This is a genomic window from Candidatus Krumholzibacteriota bacterium, assembly GCA_016931295.1.
Classification (GTDB): Bacteria; Krumholzibacteriota; Krumholzibacteriia; order Krumholzibacteriales; family Krumholzibacteriaceae; genus JAFGEZ01.
Genome location: JAFGEZ010000039.1, coordinates 12,504 through 28,156 on the forward strand (window position 1 = coordinate 12,504; position 15,653 = coordinate 28,156).

Sequence of the window (15,653 nt, forward strand, 5' to 3'; positions counted from 1 at the left end):
GCCTGTCATTATGTAGTATACTCTCCTCATGGACGACACGTCCCGACTCATCGAGCGCATACGGTCCGGGGACGACGGCGCCTGGCGCAGCTTCGTGTCGGCGCACGCCCCGCTCATCCGGGCGACGATCGCACGCTTCGTCGACGGCGATGAGGCGCGCGCCGACCTCTTCGCCGAAACCCTCGCGAAGCTTCGCGGCGGGGGCCTGGCGAGCTGGCGGGGGCGCTCGACGCTCGGGACCTGGCTCTGGGCGGTGACCCGCAACATCTGCCGCGACTGGTACCGGAGCGAGCGCGGCACGCGGCACGTCCTCCAGGCCGTTCGCGACCTGGCACCGGTCGAAGCGCGCTTCTTCCGCCTCTTCTACCTGCAACGCCTGCAGATGCACGAGGTCATGGAAGCCCTGCGGCTCGAGTTCGGCACGGAATTCTCCTGGCTCGATCTTCTCGACGTGCGTGACCGTGTCGAGGCCGCGGCACGCGACAAGGGCCTGGGCAGACTCATCGAGCGGCTGCTCGTTCCCGCGGTGCTGCCGCCGCCGGAGACCCGGGCCGCCGCTCCGCCCGAACTGCTCGGCGACCGCGCGCTCCTCCGCCGCGCCTTCGACGACCTCGCGACTGCGATCGGCGCGCTGCCCGAGAGGGACCGGACGATCCTCACGATGCGGTTCGTCAACCGCTCGAGCGCCCGCGAGATCTGCGAGGTGCTCGACCTGGGGAACATCAAGCAGGTCTACCGCCGGATCGAACGGCTCCAGCGGGACCTGCGGCACGCGCTGCTCGACCGGGGCGTTCCCGAGGAAATCTACCGGGGGATCGTCGACAATATCGTCGACCTGGCCGCCTGGGAGAACGCGTGGCGGGATCCGGGCGGGAATATCCGTTCCGTTTTCGACCGGGAAATATCGGCCAACACGCCGTCTCATCTACTCGGGAACGGTCCGGCGACAGACGAACGGAGACGGGATGCGTAACGACTGCATGACGACCGAGGAGATGGCGGCGCTGCTGGACGGGCGCCTGACGGCGCATGAGCGGCGGCGCATCGACGCTCATCTCGAGAACTGCCCCTCCTGCCTCGCCGAGCTGATCGCCGCCCGCGCGGAGTACCGGGAGTTCCTCTCTCCGCCGGCCGGCCGGCCGCGACGGCGGGGATCGGTCGCCCTGGCCGCCGCGGCCGCCGCCGTCGCGATACTGGCGGTTGCGGTCCTTCTCCGCTCGCCCGCGGCCGACGGCGATCTCCGCGCGGGAGCGAAACTCGTCCGCGGCATCGTCGCGGAGAGCCGCCTCGGCGAGCTCCGCCTTCCCGGCGACCGGCGCCTCCCGGGCCTGCTCCCCGCGCACCGAGGCCCCGCCGTGGAGCCCGAGGCGGGACGCGAAGCCGAACGGCGCCTCGCGGCCGCCGCCGGCAGGCACCCGAAGAACGCATCGATCCGCCTTCTTCTCGGTTACCTCTACCTCGCCCGCGGCGACCTCGGGATGGCCGAGGTCTCCTGCCGCGAAGCAGACCGTCTCGAACCGGACGATCCCGCGATCCTGACGGCGCTCGCCGTCGTCCGCTACCGCCTCGGCAGGAACGACGAGGCCCTCGGCCTGCTCCGACGCGCATCGAGTTTTTCCGGCGCGCCGCCGGAGACCTTCTACAATCTCGCCGTCGTCGCGGCCCGCACGGGCGATGCCGCACTGTCGGCCTGGTCGCGGGACGCCTATCTCGCGCGGGACGCCGGTTCGCCGTGGGTCATGCAGCTCCGCGCGCTCGTCCCCTGATCCTCCCGTGCACCGTTGGCTTTCCGGAGCATCTCTGCTACCATGTCCGCGAGGTATCCCCATGCGGACTCTCGCAAGAACGGCAATCGCGATCTGCGCGGCGGCGATGGTCTCCCTGGTCGATGCCTCGTCGACCGGCGTCGGCGAGGCATCGTTCGGGGAACAGGCGCTCACCGGTAGTCCCATCCACATCCTCGCCGACTCGACGCTGCTCGAGACGTGGCGATCGGCCGGCAAACGGGCGGCCGCACGGTCCTTCAGCGCCGCGCAGCGTCCGCTCTTCGAGCACATCGAATCCCTGCCGCCGGAGAATTTCTCGTGGATGCGGCGGGAAGCGACACGGTTGGGGCGCCTGATCTGCGCGGTCGAGGAAAACGACGCGCGCCTGAGATTCCTTTGCAACGTCCTCTCGGACCAGGAGCGGGGCGTCGCCTTCGTCCGCGCGCGCCGCCTGTACCTGCAGTGCTACCGCGTACTGCACGAGAGCGGCGACCGTCCGCCCGGTCTCCTGCGCGACCTCCACCGGTGCGCGAACGAGATCGACCGTCTCGGCGCCGGGGGCTGGTCCGGCTGGCCGTGGGAGGCCATCGCCGATTACCACTTCTCCACGGGGAATCCCGACAGCGGTCTCCTCGCGCTCGAGACGGCGTTCGAGCATCATCTGCTCGACGACAACGTCGAACCGCTCGCGCACGTCTCGAGCCGGATCGGCTTCGAGTTCGCCCAGCGGCGCCGATTCGCCGACGCCGATTCCCTCTATGCCCTCTCCCTCGCCTACGCCCTGCGAGCCGACGATCCCTTTTTCGTCTCGCGCGTGCACTCCTTCACCGGCTCGCTCAGGGCGGCCGAAGGCTACTACGTCGAGGCGGAGAGCCTCTTCGCCTGCTCGATCGAGGCCTGCCGCCTGTCCCGCGTTCCTCTCTGCCGGATCTCCCGGCAAATCGATCTCGCCCGTCTCTACGCCGACCACGGCGAACACACGCTCGCCCGTCCGATCGCCGCCGGGATCGTCTTCAGCCTCGACAGCCTCCTCGCGGACGGTTCGACGCTCGATCCGGCCCTCCGCCACTCCTGCCAATATTATCTCGCCGCCGCGCACACCATCATCGGCCGCATCCTGGCGCACGAGGGACGCCACGAGGAATCGGTGCCCGTCTTCGAGAAGGCGGCCTCGGCCTCGGCCGAAAGCATCGACCGCAGGATGTACGCCGAGGCGCTCCGGCGGCTCGCCGAGGCGCATCTCGCGGCGGGCGACGAGGAGGCCGCGCGACGCAGCGGCGAGGAGGCCCTCTCGGTCGCCACGGGAGTCGGCCGCGAGACGACTCGCTCCGCCTACCTCGCGACCCTCGGCGCGATCGAGTTGTCGGCGAACCGCGCGGGCCGGGCCGTCCGTTTTCTCGAGGAGGCGCGCCGCCTCGCCGTCGCCGGAGACCGGTGGATGGTGGCGCTGGACGCCGATCTTCTTCTCGGCCACGCGGCGGCGGCCGCCGGCCGCCTCGACGAGGCGCGCGACCGGTACCGGGAGGCGATTCGCCTCTACGAACGCGGCCTCGGGGCAAACGACGCGGGATGCACCCTGTCGGGGGAGCGGCTGCCCGCCCTCTGGGCCGACGTCTTCGACGCGGACGCGCGGATCGGCGACATCGACTCCCTCGTCATCCGGGCGGAACGGTCGCGTCACCGCCCGGATCGTGTCACGGCCTCGGTGGGCGAACGCATCCGCGCGTGCGTCGCCGACCGACGCTGGATCCCCCCCGGAACGGTTCTCCTGCAGTATCTCGTCACCCCCGGCGAACTCTTCGTCGTCCTCCTCGACCGCGACCGCCTCGAGCTCGAGCGGATCGCCGTCTCCGCCGCCGCCCTCGACCTCCTCGTCGGGGAATTCGCCGGACGGTGCGGCGCCGGCTCCGCGCGGGGCGAGGCGGCCCTCGAGACGTCCGGCGCGCTGTACCGGCTCCTCGTCGCGCCCGTCGCCGGGGCGATCGAGGGGAACGACGCGCTCTGCATCCTGCGGGACGAGCCTCTCGCCCGACTGCCCTTCGGCGCGCTCCGCCCGCCGGGCCCGGACGCGCGCTGGCTTATCGAGACGTTCGAGATCAGCTATGCCCCCAGTCTCCTGGACGCCGCCCGCGGACGGTCCCCCTCGCCGCTTTGCTACGACCGCCCCCTGCTCGTCGGCGTGACACGCGCCGATCCGTATGCGCGGCGTCTCTATCCCCACCTGGTCGATCTCCCGCACGCCGAGCGGGAGATCCAGGCCGTCCGCTCGCGGTTCGGGCGCTGCACGGTCCTCGACGGCGCGGCGGCCACGCGGCCGGCCCTCCTCGAAGATCTCGCCGCCGGAGCCGACCTCGTCCACATCGCCTCGCACACGGTCCGGTGGCCGGTCTATGACGGGCGCACGGCGCTCCTGCTCGCGCCGGAGGCCGGGATCGGGAACGAGCGAGATCTCCGGCAAACGCTCCTCACCGCCGGCGACATCGCGGGAATCGATCTCGACGGCGTCGCTCTCGTCGTCCTCTCGTCCTGCGAGTCGGCTCGCGGGGTCCCGGGAAACCGTTTCGAACGGGGGATCGCCGGCGCCTTCCTCGATGCCGGCGCGGGAGCGGTCATCGCCTCCCTCTGGCCCGTTGACGACGCATCGACGCTCAGACTCGTCACGTCCCTCTACGACGGGCTCCTCCGGGAGGGCCGCTTTCCCGCCGGCGCGCTCGCCGAAGCACGGCGCCGCCTCATCGCCGAGGCCAGGCACGCCGGCAGAACGACGGAAGCGCTCGCCGAATGGGCGCCCTTCATCGTGGCCGCCCCTCCCGGCCCCGGCATCGCCCGGCCGGCGGCGGCGACCGCCCGCGCGTCGATCCTCCCGCGGTGATTTCCGCCGGGCGCCCGCGGACGCGCCGGAACACGGAATTCATAATTATTCTGTCAAACCGGCCGGCCGGGCCGTCTCATGAATGTGTGGAGGGGATGTCCACACGGCACGCCGTTCATGAGGCTGGACCCGGGAACGTTCGGGCCGAGGCTTTTGAGTACCGGGGGGACAGGTGGGGCGTCCCGCGCCACGGGGCCGCGGGACGGCGATGACCGGTAGGGAGAGAGGCCGCTCGCGCGGCCTCTTTTTTTCATGCCCTCCCGGTCCCGCGCCTCCGGGAAATTCAACGTTGCCCGGCGCACGGCCATCCCCTACAATCGTGCCCGCCCGGATCGATCCGCACGCCCACCGGAAGGAGTATCGATGAAACGCCTCGCCCTGTTGATCCTCTGCATGTCGCTCGCCGTTCCCGCGGCTGCCGCGCCGCGCGCGATCACCTTCGACGACCTGATCGCCATGGGCAGGATCGGCGATTTCGACGTATCACCCGACGGAAAGCGCGTCGCCTTCGACGTGACCTGGTTCGACAAGGAGGCGAACGACTCGCGGACGGACATCTATCTCGTCTCGATCGACGGCGGCGACGTCTGGAAGTTCGTGCGCGGGGACGGGGACGATCATTCCCCACGCTGGTCGCCCGACGGCCGGTCGCTCGCCTTCGTCTCCGACCGCGACGGTTCGAGCCAGATCTGGATCATTCCCGCCGACGGCGGCGAGGCGCGGCGGGTGACCGATGTGCCGACCGGCGCGGGCGGCCCGCTCTGGTCGCCCGACGGCACGCGGATCGTATTCACGTCGAACGTCTTTCCGGGCTGCCCCGATATGGACTGCAACGCCGCGAAACTGGAGGAGGCGCGGGAGGGGAAGGTCAGGGCTCGCGTGATCGACGGGCTCCTCTACCGGCACTGGAACGGATGGCGCGAGGGGCGCCGGAGCCGCCTCTTCGTCGCCGGCATCGAGGGGGGCGCACCCGTCCCGGTCAACGGCGGGGAGACCGACGTGCCGCCGATCTCGCTCGGCGGCGAGCGGGACTACGATTTCTCGCCCGACGGCCGCGAGATCTGTTTCACGATGAATCCCGATCCGGTCGTCGCCGTGTCGACGAACAACGACATCTGGATCAAGTCCCTCCCCGACGGCGAGCCCGTCGACATCACGGCGGACAATCCGGCGAACGACAACAATCCGCGCTACTCCCCGGACGGGCGGTACATCGCATGGCGATCGATGGCCCGGGCCGGCTTCGAGGCCGACCGGCAGCGCCTCGTCGTGTGGGACCGCCGCACACGGACGAGACGGATCCTCACGGAGGATTTCGACTACAGCATCTCGAACTTCGACTGGACGCCGGACAGCCGCTCGATCTGGTTCACCACCGAGGACCGCGGCCGCTCGTCGATCGGGCGGGTCGACGTGGCCGGCGGCCTCGCCGAGCTCGTCGTCAGGGGCGGATTCGACACGTCGCTGCGCGTCGCACCGAAGGGCGGGCACGTCGTCTTCGCGCGCCAGAGCATCCGCGAGCCGATCGACCTCTGGCGCGTCGACATGCGCGGCCGGGGGCTTGCGCGCCTCACCGACCTCAACCGGGAGACCCTCGATCTCCTCGAGATGAACCCGGTGGAGGAGTTCAGCTACGAGGGAGCGAACAAGCGGGAGATACACGGCATGCTCGTCAAGCCGCCCTTCTTCGAGGAGGGCGCCGCGTATCCCCTCGTCCTTCTGATCCACGGCGGACCGCAGGGATCCTTCGGCGACGATTTCCACTACCGCTGGAACGCGCAGATGTTCGCGTCGCCGGGATACGTCGTCGCCATGCTGAATCCGACCGGGTCGACGGGGTACGGGCAGGAGCTCACCGACGGGGTGAGCGGCGACTGGGGCGGCGCGCCCTACGTCGACATCATGAAGGGGGTCGACTTCCTCGTCGAGACGCGCGACTTCATCGACGGCGACCGGCTCGCCGCGGCCGGCGCCTCCTACGGCGGCTACATGGTGGACTGGATCGAGGGACACACCGACCGCTTCAGCTGCCTCGTGTCGCACGCCGGCGTCTACAATCTCGAAAGCATGTACGGGGCGACCGAGGAGCTGTGGTTTCCCGAGTGGGAATTCCAGGGCACGCCGTGGACGAACCCGGAGATGTACGAGCGATTCTCACCGCACAACTACGCGGCCGACTTCCGGACCCCGTGCCTCGTCGTCCACGGCGAGCACGATTACCGCGTCCCCTACACCGAGGGGCTGCAGTTCTTCACCGCGCTCCAGCGGCGGGGCGTCCCCTCGAAACTCCTCTTCTTCCCCGACGAGGACCACTTCGTGCGCAAGCCGCTGAACGCCGAGCTGTGGTGGAAGACGATCCACGAGTGGTTCGCCGGCTACCTGAAATAGTCGGGATGCCCCCGGGCGCGCGGTTGCCGCGCGCCCGGGGGCGGACATGAAAAAACCGGAAAAGGAACCGTTGAAGGGGTCACGCGGGCCTCCTTCTCAGAACCTTTTCCGGCAGATTCTCCGTCGATCAATCCGTCAGGAACGCATTATACCACATGCCCGACGATCGACGAAACACTTTTCGCGCTACAGCAGGATCACGCCTTCGCCGACCTTGACGACCTTCCCCGAGACCCTGACATCGGCCACCATTCCCCGGTCGCAGTGGACGTCGCAACGGATGGAGCTCGGCCGGCCGATCTCCTTGCCCTGCGAGATCGACAGCAGGAGATCGGCGGGGAACTTGAGGATGCGCGCGAGGTAGCCGCCGAGCGCTCCAGCCGCGGACCCGGTCGCCGGATCCTCGACGACATCGAGGCCGGGCGCGAAGAAACGGGCGCTCACCGACAGTTTCTTCTCCTCCCCGCGGCGCGCGAAGAGGTAGATGCCGATCGACTTGTGCCTTTCGAGGACGTTCGACGCCTCCTCGATGTTCAGCTGCGCCCCCGCCACGGTCTCGAAGGTGTCGGCCTCGACGATGAGGACATCGAGACCGCCGTGCGATATGACGCCCCCGCCGAGGACGTCGAACGTCCTGATCCCGACCGCGCGCGCGGCCTGGCCGCGGTTCTGCAGCGCGCTGCCGAACGCGGGCACGGGCTGGTACATCACGATGGCGTCGATCTTCGAGCCCGTTCCCTCGATGCGCACCGGTATCTTCCCCGATCCCAGCTCGAGCATCAGGTCGCGTTTCCGTTTCTTCATGCGCGAGTAGATCACGAAGGCCGATCCGATCGTCGGGTGACCGGCGAACGGCAGTTCCTCCGCGGGGGTGAAGATCCTCAGGTGCGCCTGGCAATCGGCGCTCTTCGACGGGAAGAGGAAGGTCGTCTCGGAGAAGTTGATCTCGCGCGCGATCATCTGCATCTGCGACTTCGTCACCTTGCCCGGCGATGGAAACACGGCCAACTGATTGCCGCTGAAAGGCTTGCGGGCGAACACGTCGAGATGCTCGTAGACGAGTTTTCGCGCCATCTCTCTTTCCCCGTAATGGTTGCAACCGGATCCTGGATCCGACGGAATCATGCTATCAGAATCTTCCGATAAGGGAAAAGAAAAAAGAAACCGGATCGGGCAAACAAATTTCGCTGAAAATCTCCGATAAAGGACACGGCGAGGGGTTGCCGGGCTTTTCCCTTTTATCGATCGGCGGCATGGGGTATATTCTTCACCATCGGAACCGTTCGAACGAGACCCACCGATGGAGGTGACGTTCATGCGTCTGAAGAATCCGCTGTTGCTCGTCGTCATGTTCGGGCTCATCGCGGCGGCCGCCGCCCCGGCGATCGCCCAGGAGACGGAGGAGAACCCGATGGTCCTCGTCAAGACGAACCTCGGAGAGTTCGTGATCGAGCTCTTCCCCGCCAAGGCACCCGTCTCGGTGAAGAACTTCATCAACTACGTGGACAAGAAGTTCTACGATGGCACGATCTTCCACCGTGTCATCCCGACCTTCATGGTGCAGGGCGGCGGCTTCACCGAGGACATGGTCAAGAAGGCCACCGGCGCCCCGATCCAGAACGAGGCGAACAACGGCCTGAGCAACGAGAAGTATACGATCGCGATGGCCCGCACCGGCGAGCCGCACAGCGCGACCTGCCAGTTCTTCATCAACGTCAAGGACAACGCGTCCCTCGATTTCACCGCGGAGACGGCGCGGGGCTGGGGATACGCCGTGTTCGGCAGGGTCGTCTCGGGCACCGACACGATCGACAAGATCAGGGACGTCAAGACGACCACGAAGGGGCAGTACCAGAACGTCCCCGTCAAGCCGGTCATCATCCGCTCGATGAGCGTGATCGAGACCGAGGAGGAATAGCCCCTCCGCGTCGATCGACGATCGAGGCGCCCCCGACGGCGGGGGCGCTTTTTTTGTGTCCCTTCCCGTGACGGCCGGGCATCCGGTGCGCGCCGCCGGATTGTTTTCGTTTCCCGTGCGGGGAAATCGCGGAAAGGACGCCACGGACGGGCGTCAGTTCGACACGGGCAACCGGACGACGAATCCGCCGCCCGTGCGCTCGAGACGGCCCCCGCGGTTCGAGAGGATCATCGCGCAGACGGCGATGCCGATCTCCTCTTCCGCCGGCCCGGGAGTGATTTCGCCGGCCTGGCCGAGGATCGCGGCGAGGGTCCGGTCGACGTCGTCCGCCGGCCCGTCGCCGGCATCGACGCGAACGGCGATCCGCGGCGCCGCCGCGCCGGCGGGAACCGCGTCGAGGCCAACCGGCAGCGGCTCGACCGGCCCGAACCGCGCCTCCGGCGGCCCGGCGCCCTCCGCCCCGTTCCCTTCCCCGTTTGGGGCCTCGTCGTCGAGCTCGATCGACACGCGCACGACGCCGCCCCGCGGCGCCGCCCGGACGACCGCTTCGACGACATTCCGCAGCACGGTCCGCATCTTCTCCTCGTCGACGTGCGGGCGGAGCGCTTCCGCGCCGTTCGCGACCTCGACGGAGAGGCCCTTCGCCTCGAACTCCGCGACGAGCTCGCGGAGGCAGTCGTCGACGAGATCGCCGAGATCGACCGGCCGGAGATCGGGCGGCGCGCCGTCGCGACCGATGCCGTTCAGGGACGCGAGCTGGTCGACCTTTCCCCGCAGCCGTCCGACAGCGTCGCGGGACATGTCGACGAGGAGCCCCTCCTCGATTCGTTCGGTCTCGATCGACCAGAGAGCGCTTCTCAGCACGGAGAGGGGCGCCTCGAGCTCGCACCCGGCGCGGTCGAGGAGCCGCGCCTTCTCCGCCGCGAACCGGCCGAGCTCCTCGCCGGCAGCGCGCAGCGTCGCGCGCCGGAACGCGTCGGCAAGCGCGAACGCCGCGAGCCGCGAGACCGTCTCGAGCAGGGCGCTGTCCTCGTCGTCGAGGGGCGCGCCTCCCCGCTTCGCGCCGTAGAAGAGGACGCCGAGGAGGCCGTCGTTTGAACGCAGGGGAACGACGCGGGGCAGCTCGGCGGCGAGCGCGCGAACCGCCGTCCCGCCCGCGTCCGCGCCGCCGGGCCGGCGTTCCATCGCGGCCGGTTTCTCGAGACGGCACAGCCACCGTCCGAAATCGCCGTCGACCGGTATCGCCGGGAATTCCCCCCCGTCGGACGGCTCGAGCCGGCGGCTCCACGTCGACGCGAGCAGGCACCGGGCGCGCTCGATGCCAATTTCGCCCGTCGCGGTCGCGACGAGCGAGGAGGCGACGTCGGCGGGAGCGGGCTCGGCGCCGAGCGCGTCGACGAATCCGCGAATCGTCCCGCACGCGGTCTGATTTCGCGATACGGGCGCCGCGGCGGGCAGCGTGTTCGTGACCGTTTTCACCGAGCGTCCTTTCTTCTTCCCGCCCGCGCGGGCGGTCGAAAAGAAGCCGCTTCCGGCCGGAAACCGCCCGTCGCCAGGCGTGCTTCCCGGTGGAAGGGCGTCCCGCGGGGGAAGTTGCAAGAACCATTCACAACGACGGGAAAGAACCGGAAAGAACGAAACGCGACGGGAAACGTCACGGAGCGACGGGAAACAACGGGGAACGACACGGAACGACGGGGAAGGATGGGGCGGAACGGGATCGAGTCGGGCGTGTCGCGAAGGAGGCCGCCGGAGGGGATGGCCGGCGACGCCGCCGGCATCAGGGGCGGTCGTCGAACCGGTAGAGAAGCACGGCGCCGCGTGGCGTCTCGAAGCGGTGGAGCGGCCGGATCCCCGCCACGGGCCCGCCGGCGAGGAGCGGGGCCAGGGTCGGGCGCCGTTCGCGCAGCCACGCCTCGTCGGCGACGAGGTGGGTGAACCCCCGCGCCCGCGCGAACGAGACGAGTCCCGCCGGATCGGTCCACGGCACGAAGGAGGCGACCGGATCGCCCGCGTAGTAGCTCACCGGACAGCCGGGGGGCGCCATGACGACCGCGCCTTCGACGTTCTCCTGGATCCAGGCGCCGATCTCCCGGTACTCGGGACGCTGGCCGGCGCGGGTGGCGCGGTACTTCGTGGCGCCGAAGGGCACGAGCGAGGCGAAGACGGCGAAGAGGGCCGCCGTCGCGATCCACCCCCGGCCCGGCAGCGCCCGCCGCAGCCAATCGGCGGCGACGACGCACCCGGCCCCTCCCCACAGGAGGTAGACGGGCAGGAAGGGCTCGAGGTACCGGACCTGGACGCGGAAAAGGGAGTAGAGCAGGAAGGGGCAGAGCCCGACGAGAACGAGGAGCGTCTCCTCCGCCCGACGGCCGGCCGGCCACCGGCGCCCCGCGACGCCCAGCGGAACGAGCAGGAAGAGCAGCGGCGAGACGAGGAGGGCGGGGATCGCGGCGGGCGAGCGGAGAAGATTGCGCAGCCAGTGTTCGGCGATCGTTCCTCCCCGCTCCCGGAGGACCTCCGCGAGGCCGCGCTCGCCGAGCGTCTCGATGCGCCGGCGCGTCCCCGTCTCGTCGAGGGTGTAGACGAACCGCTCGCGTTCGAGTCCCTCCTCCCAGATGACCGGGGAGCTGAGATTCACCGCCGCCTTCGACCCGGTCGTCCAGCGCCCCGTCGCGCGGTGCATCAGGACGCCGTGCCCGAGCACGGGCACAAGGAAGACGCCGGCCACGATGCCGGCCAGGACGACCCGCCTCGCCCGGGGAACCGCCCCGCCGGCGAGGAAGACGAGGAGGATGATCGCGAGGACGGCCACCGCCTCGGGCCGCACGAGCCACGCGAGTCCGAGCAACCCGCCGGCGGCCGCCGCGCGCAGAACGCCGCCGCCGCGGAACAGTCCGATCGCGGCGAGAAGGGCCGACGCGAGCAGCAGCGAGAAGACGCTCTCGGTGAAGGCCCCCGTCGAGAACTCGATCAGCAGCGGGTGGAGCGCAGTGAGCAGGCCGGCGAAGAGTGCAGCGCGATCCCCCCACAGACGGCGGGCGACGAGGGAGACGGGAACGACCGTCGCCGCGCCGGCGAGGATCGAGAGCAGTCGCAGCCCGGCTTCTGCGTCGCCGAGCAGGCGCCCGAAGGGCCACGCGAGCATCGGGTAGGCATACGACCAGTAGCCGGAGATCCCGTCGAGGAACCGGCCGTGGAGGAAACGATGAAGGATCTCGGCGTAGTGCAACTCGTCGCCGGTCAACGCGAGTCGCGCGCCGGAGAAGGCGGCTCGAAGCGCGAGGGCACCCCCCACGAGGATGCCCCACATGGCGTATTCGCGCGTTCCCGGGGCGTTTGCCCCCGGTCGATTGTTACGCATCGATCAGGCGGTCCGCTCCCGCGCTCGCGCGATCTCCTCCGAGATCTTCACGACGTGCGCGCGCTCCTCGGCGATAAGCAGGTCGATCTTGTCCCGGCCGAGGTCATGGGGCGTGAGATCCTTCATCCCGAGAAAGAAGAGGATGGTGTCCTTCTCGAATACGAGCGCGTTGCGGAGCGCCTCGATCCCGTCGGATGCGGCCGCGACCCGCTCGGCCTCCCCGGGATCGTTGAAGAGGCGCGACCTGACGAGCCCGTCGAGATACAGGTGCTCCTGGTCTTCCGGGTCGGAAACCGTGGGGCGCGCCTCCTCGCCGGAGAGCTTCTCCTGCATGTCGCGGAAGATGTCGTAATGCTTCCGCTCCTCCTCCATGAGGTAATGGAGCACCTTCTTCACGGCGGGGTCGGCGGCGAGCTCGGCCGCCTTGCGGTAATAGGCCTCTCCGTTCCTCTCGACGTCCATCCCCATCCGGAAGACCTCGTCGGCGTTGAACCTGATACTCATGGCTTCGCGTCCTTTCGCCGATCCTAGGCCATCTTCTCGAAGTCGTCCTTACCGGCGCCGCAGTCGGGACAGACCCATTCGTCCGGCACGTCGGCCCAGGCGGTGCCGGGCGCGACGCCGTTATCGGGATCGCCCAGCGCGGGATCGTACACGTAACCGCAAACGAGACACTTCCACTTTTCCATCTCTGCTCCTTTCGAATGTCCTAATCCTCGAGAAACGACGACGAATCCATGTCGAACCAGTAGAAGCCGCCCCGGAGGGAGTTCAGCTCGGCCTCGAGCAACGACCGGTGCCCGCTCTCCTCGTCGGCGATTTCGAGAAGCAGCTTCTCGAGCTCCGCGTCGTCGAACGCTGCCGCCTGCCGGCGATAGTACGCCTCCGCGTTCGTCTCCGCCTCGATCGCGAGCTTCAGCGCCTCGAAGGCGCCGGTCTGCGCGGAGAGCTCGATACCCTGGATCTCGGAGGCGGCGCCTTTCGCGTCGTCGAAAACGAACCGGACGCCGAGCCGCTCCTCGAGCCACCCGACGAGCTTCGCCCGGTGCGCCTCCTCGTCCTCGGAGAGATGCCGGAACCGGTCGCGCCCCTCGGGATTCGTGATCGTCCCGGCGACGCTCCCGTAGAAGTCACGCGCGCCGATCTCGCGGTAGATGGCTTTCTCGAGCGCCTCCCGAAGCGCCTGGTCGTGCTCGTTCACCGGCCCTCTCCTTTCGCTCCGACGACGATCCGTCGGGAATCATACATACCACATGCACGCCGCCGAAGGGAAGCGCCGGGATCAGGCGTCCTTGTTCGCGGCGTACCAGGCGTAGGTCATCGGCTCGTCGTCGCGGAAGATCTCGCCGCCGACGATGTCGCCGATGAAGATGCTGTGCGTGCCCGCGTCGACCGTCTTGTCCGCGAGAACCTCGCACTCGATGTAACCGATCCCCTTCTCGTAGACGGGGCACCCCGTGCGGCGGACGACGACCGGCACGCCCTTGAACTTGTCGAAATCCCGGCCCGACCGGAACCCGAACCGCCGGACGATGCGCATGTCGTTCCTGCCGAGGATCGTCGCGGCGAAGACGCCGCTCTTCTCGATGAACTCGTGCGTGAGGTTGTCGTGGTTGATGCCGATGGCGAACCGGGGAGGATCGCTGGTGATCTGGAAAAGGGTGTTGCAGATCTGGCCGTTCATCCGGTCGCCGTCGATCGAGGAGACGAGGTAGAGTCCGTAGGAGACCCCCCAGCAGGCCCGGCGGACCTTCTCGAGCTCATCGGGGGGAAACCGGTAGGCCGCGGCGGTTGCGAAGGCCGATGCGCCGGCGCCGCATTTCGGACAGGTGTCGGGCGGGAACGTGGATACGACGGCGAATCCGCACGTCGCGCAGGTCCAGCGCTGTGCGACCAACCGTCAGCCTCCCTGACTGCAGTCCTTGCAGGTGCCGCGGAAGATGACCTGGTAGGATTCGACCCTGTGCCCGTCGATCTCGGTGACGGGAATCGATATCATGTCGGTTCCCTTCAGGTCGATGTCGATGATTTGCTCGCACGACCTGCAGAGGAAATGGATGTGCGGCGACGTGTTCGGATCGTAGATGAGATGGTCGTCGAAGATGTGAAGGGCCTGGATCTCGTTGATCGACGCGAGCGTGTTGAGCGTGTTGTAGACTGTCGAGAAGGAGAGGCTCGGATACTTCCGCTTCAGGTCCACATGGATCGTCTCCGCCTTCGGATGCATCGTGTTGCCGAGGAGGTACCTCACGACGGCAAGTCGCTGCGGCGTCAGCTTGAACCCGTTCTCCCGCAGCTTCTGTATGGTCGATTCGAACGATTCCATGGGACCGGCCTCCATTCAACCGCGCACGTGGTGTTCCACCTACAATGTACGGGCAGAGAAGCGTAAAGTCAAGAATGATTCTTAAATAACGCTCCCCCGTCACGCAGGATACACAGGTCCCCTCCGATCACCGCAAAGCAGCGGGGCATCGGCGAAATGAGCACCGCGCGCCGATCCGCATGGATTCGCACCCCCCATTCGCGGCAGCAAACAGTCGATTATATTACATTTTCGTTTGGATTCTACAAGAATAAAATAGTCATTTCTTCTCATTTTGTCGGCGCCGATCCTTGTTGGCCGGGCACGGCCCGTCCAGCGGACATCCCGCGCAGCGCGGCCGACGCAGGCAATGGCGCTTGGCGTGCTCGACGATGAGCGCGTGATATTCGCGGTATGTATCGACGTCGCGGGGAAGCGCCGCCTCGAAACGGCGCCGGATATCCTCGTATCCCTCGTCGCCGTCGAGGAGCCCGAGCCGTCCGAAGATGCGCCGCGTGTAGGCGTCGACGACGAAGAGACGCTCGCCATGCGCGTAGAGCATGATCGAGTCGGCCGTCTCCGGACCGATCCCGCGGATGGCGAGCAGCCCCTCGCGGGTGGGCGCGCGGACGCCGGCGAGATACCGGGCAAGCGAACGCAGCCGCGCCGCCTTCTGGTTGTAGAAGCCGGACGGACGGACGAGCTCGGCGAGGTCGGACTCGCGCATCGAGACGATCCGGTCCGCATCGAGCGCGCCGGCGCCCGCGAGGCGGCCGATCGCCAGCGCCGCGTTTCTCCACGCGGTGTTCTGCGTGAGGAGGGCGCCGGCGGCCACCTCGAACCGCTGCCGCTCGTCGGCCGGCCCGCCGACGTATCGCGGCTCCCGTTCCCCCGGAGTGGTAACCGGCCACCAGCCGCGCGGCCCGTACGCGTCGAGCAGCAGCCGGTAGACCCGGCGGATGAGCCGTGCATCGTCGGTTGCGCTCGCCATCGACGTCCTTTCCGCATCCCCCCGGTGCGCCGCCGATCATAGCCCACCT

14 protein-coding genes are annotated in these 15,653 nt (G+C 68.5%); 5 read left to right on the forward strand and 9 right to left on the reverse strand.

Annotation, left to right across the window (positions count from 1 at the left end):
* The first annotated feature begins 28 nt into the window (after window positions 1-28).
* From JW876_10180 to JW876_10195, 4 genes are all read left to right on the forward strand, one after another.
* Entirely contained in the window at window positions 29-973 is a 945-nt protein-coding gene (locus JW876_10180; protein MBN1885873.1) for a sigma-70 family RNA polymerase sigma factor, read from the forward strand.
* Window positions 966-1,766 carry a tetratricopeptide repeat protein gene (locus tag JW876_10185; GenBank protein MBN1885874.1) on the forward strand — a complete coding sequence of 267 codons (801 nt, stop codon included), beginning with the start codon at window positions 966-968 and terminating at the stop codon, window positions 1,764-1,766. Before JW876_10180 ends, JW876_10185 begins: the two co-directional genes overlap by 8 nt.
* Window positions 1,767-1,827: 61 nt before the next feature.
* Window positions 1,828-4,638, forward strand: coding sequence for a CHAT domain-containing protein (locus JW876_10190; GenBank protein ID MBN1885875.1), 2,811 nt, complete (start codon window positions 1,828-1,830; stop codon window positions 4,636-4,638).
* 363 nt (window positions 4,639-5,001) lie between these two features.
* Window positions 5,002-7,026 (forward strand): S9 family peptidase, encoded by a 2,025-nt coding sequence (locus tag JW876_10195; protein MBN1885876.1) that lies wholly within the window; start codon window positions 5,002-5,004, stop codon window positions 7,024-7,026.
* Window positions 7,027-7,212: 186 nt separating this feature from the next.
* Here the strand turns inward: JW876_10195 and JW876_10200 are convergent, their stop codons facing one another.
* Entirely contained in the window at window positions 7,213-8,100 is an 888-nt protein-coding gene (locus JW876_10200) for a PhzF family phenazine biosynthesis protein (protein ID MBN1885877.1), read from the reverse strand.
* A gap of 337 nt (window positions 8,101-8,437) precedes the next feature.
* Between JW876_10200 and JW876_10205 the strand changes: the two genes are divergently transcribed.
* Window positions 8,438-8,944 (forward strand): peptidyl-prolyl cis-trans isomerase, encoded by a 507-nt coding sequence (locus JW876_10205; GenBank protein ID MBN1885878.1) that lies wholly within the window; start codon window positions 8,438-8,440, stop codon window positions 8,942-8,944.
* A gap of 153 nt (window positions 8,945-9,097) precedes the next feature.
* Here the strand turns inward: JW876_10205 and JW876_10210 are convergent, their stop codons facing one another.
* From JW876_10210 to JW876_10245, 8 genes are all read right to left on the reverse strand, one after another.
* The gene (locus tag JW876_10210; GenBank protein ID MBN1885879.1) at window positions 9,098-10,423 is read right to left on the reverse strand and encodes a HAMP domain-containing histidine kinase; all 1,326 of its coding nucleotides are present in this window, start codon (window positions 10,421-10,423) and stop codon (window positions 9,098-9,100) included.
* Window positions 10,424-10,724: 301 nt separating this feature from the next.
* Window positions 10,725-12,308: a glycosyltransferase family 39 protein gene (locus JW876_10215; GenBank protein ID MBN1885880.1), complete on the reverse strand. Its 1,584-nt coding sequence runs from the start codon at window positions 12,306-12,308 to the stop codon at window positions 10,725-10,727.
* Between the two features lie 3 nt (window positions 12,309-12,311).
* Complete coding sequence (locus tag JW876_10220; GenBank protein MBN1885881.1) at window positions 12,312-12,812, reverse strand: ferritin family protein; 501 nt, start codon at window positions 12,810-12,812, stop codon at window positions 12,312-12,314.
* Window positions 12,813-12,835: 23 nt separating this feature from the next.
* A complete protein-coding gene (locus JW876_10225; GenBank protein MBN1885882.1) occupies window positions 12,836-12,997 on the reverse strand; it encodes a rubredoxin in 162 nt (53 codons plus the stop codon).
* Window positions 12,998-13,017: 20 nt separating this feature from the next.
* Window positions 13,018-13,509 (reverse strand): ferritin family protein, encoded by a 492-nt coding sequence (locus tag JW876_10230; GenBank protein MBN1885883.1) that lies wholly within the window; start codon window positions 13,507-13,509, stop codon window positions 13,018-13,020.
* Window positions 13,510-13,590: 81 nt separating this feature from the next.
* Complete coding sequence (locus JW876_10235) at window positions 13,591-14,205, reverse strand: flavin reductase (protein ID MBN1885884.1); 615 nt, start codon at window positions 14,203-14,205, stop codon at window positions 13,591-13,593.
* 3 nt (window positions 14,206-14,208) lie between these two features.
* On the reverse strand, window positions 14,209-14,634 hold the full coding sequence (locus tag JW876_10240) for a transcriptional repressor (protein MBN1885885.1): 426 nt from the start codon (window positions 14,632-14,634) through the stop codon (window positions 14,209-14,211).
* A gap of 259 nt (window positions 14,635-14,893) precedes the next feature.
* The gene (locus JW876_10245; GenBank protein ID MBN1885886.1) at window positions 14,894-15,604 is read right to left on the reverse strand and encodes a hypothetical protein; all 711 of its coding nucleotides are present in this window, start codon (window positions 15,602-15,604) and stop codon (window positions 14,894-14,896) included.
* Window positions 15,605-15,653 lie beyond the last annotated feature (49 nt).